This window comes from Pseudoduganella sp. RAF53_2, from assembly GCF_052113985.1.
Taxonomy (GTDB): Bacteria; Pseudomonadota; Gammaproteobacteria; order Burkholderiales; family Burkholderiaceae_D; genus Rugamonas.
On the sequence record NZ_JBFRDW010000877.1, the window covers coordinates 1 to 1,865 of the forward strand.

General features: G+C 51.9%; 2 protein-coding genes. Both read left to right on the forward strand.

Annotated features, from left to right (window positions below; all coding sequences use genetic code 11):
* The coding region (locus AB4Z11_RS30560; RefSeq protein ID WP_442029777.1) for a hypothetical protein at positions 1–465 on the forward strand (465 nt) is incomplete at its 5' end.
* A gap of 353 nt (positions 466–818) precedes the next feature.
* Positions 819–1,826, forward strand: a complete 1,008-nt coding sequence (locus AB4Z11_RS30565; RefSeq protein ID WP_442029779.1) for an AAA family ATPase — start codon at positions 819–821, stop codon at positions 1,824–1,826.
* Positions 1,827–1,865 lie beyond the last annotated feature (39 nt).

Consider the following 1,865-nt stretch of genomic DNA (forward strand, 5'->3'; position numbering starts at 1 on the left):
GACGAGCATTGGCTGAGGGCGGTTAAAGGAATTGAAAAACACTTGCGAGTCCAATTCAATTGGGAAGAGCCATCTCTCGCAGACTTGTGTTGGCATGAATACGCTTGGCTTGCAGATGTCTATAGTAGAGGTGAATATCTTGAAGGGCTATCGAAAAATCTGCCTAACGTGGTATCTGTAGAGGTCATTCCAGGGGCATCATGCCAAATGCGGCTGGCATCTTCCGTAAGCAGAGCAAGTGATCCTGAGAAAGCCCAACGCCGAGAAACGAAGAGCTTGCGCGAGAAGGAATTGGAATTCGTCGTCGGCCAGATGGTTGCGCTTGCAGCGAAAGCACAGGACTTGGTTCTTCCTTCGAGGCCACTAGAGCCAGAGAAACAGCCGTCGTTGTTCGAAGGCGATCCAGTCCTTTCGTCAAAGCCGCCGCGCAAAAAAGCTCGGGGCGGGACTGGTTTTGGCAGGTAGACGGTACAGCAGGAATTTAATTCGAGATACCGGTATGGATGGCACAGGAACTCGTTTGCCGTGAGGAGACTCATGATGACGGGTTGTCCCGCTAAAGCAACCAGCACGTGAGGTTTGACTTCTGACATCTTCAACGCTCCTGCAAGCAACTGCGCTGGCCAGCGCGAGCAAATAGAGTGGAGTTGAGTGCAATCTGGTATTATGATCGGTTAAAGTGGAAACTCTCACATCTATGTGGGAGATTGTTGGTCTTGCAGTGGCGAGCCGAAAGAGACACTCCGTGCACTGTTGGTATCCAACAGTGCCTATCCAAGTTAACAACATGCTGGGCTATTCGAGGAAGGGAGGCGAACATGTCGGCTAAACAAGTTCTTGCACTCCTAAGTTCTCATATCGACGGGGACGAGGAACAGCTTCTGTCTATTGCGTTGCAGATTGCTGCCCAAGAAGCTCGCCAAGGAAGAGCAGAGGACGCCGATAAACTTAAGCGTCTGGTGCAGAAGGCCCGAGATCAGCGTGGTTCTGGAAAGCCGGCTGGGGGCCAGACCCCGATCCCGCTGGCTCGCCCTAGGGGCGAGCTGCAAGGCTTAGTAGATAGCTCCTATCCAAGAGTTAGCTTGTCTGGAATGGTTTTGGAGAGGGACGTTGCTAAACGCCTTGCACGCATTGTTCATCAACAGCAAGAGCGACTGACGCTACATGATCACGGTCAAACTCCCGCAACGCATATGTTGCTGGTTGGGCCACCAGGAACCGGGAAAACAATGACCGCTTCTGCGCTTGCGGCAGAGCTTCGCCTGCCTTTGTTTACGGTGCGTCTTGAAGCGCTTTTTAGCCGATTCTTCGGTGAGACTGCGGGCAAACTTCGTTTGCTTTTTGACCAAATCGCCCAGACACGAGGCGTGTACCTTCTTGATGAATTTGACGCTATCGGAGCGCGACGGGGAGATCCCAACGACGTTGGAGARATCCGACGTGTGYTGAACTCCGTCTTGGCCTTTATGGAAGAGCCGARCTCAACTGATAGTTTGGTTTTGGCGGCGACGAATCATGTAGAGATATTGGATCAAGCGTTGGCTCGTCGATTCGATGAGGTAATCGAATACACGTTACCGGACGCCGTATCTGCGCGAGCGATTATTGAGCGTCGACTTGGGAAATTCAAGTTCACAGGTAAAGGCTGGGGCACGCTTGAAACAGCATTTGAAGGACTTAGCCAAGGTGAGCTGGTTCGGGCTGCCGACGCCGTTGTTAAGGATGTTATTCTTGAAGGAGCATCCAAAGTTTCGCCTACCGCGCTGAAAGAGGCCTTAGAAAATCGTCAAACCTTGAAAGGGAAGTTCCGCCGGCTGTCTATTTGAGGAACTGGTTTTCCGGTCGGAATGTGTGGAGTACTTGAA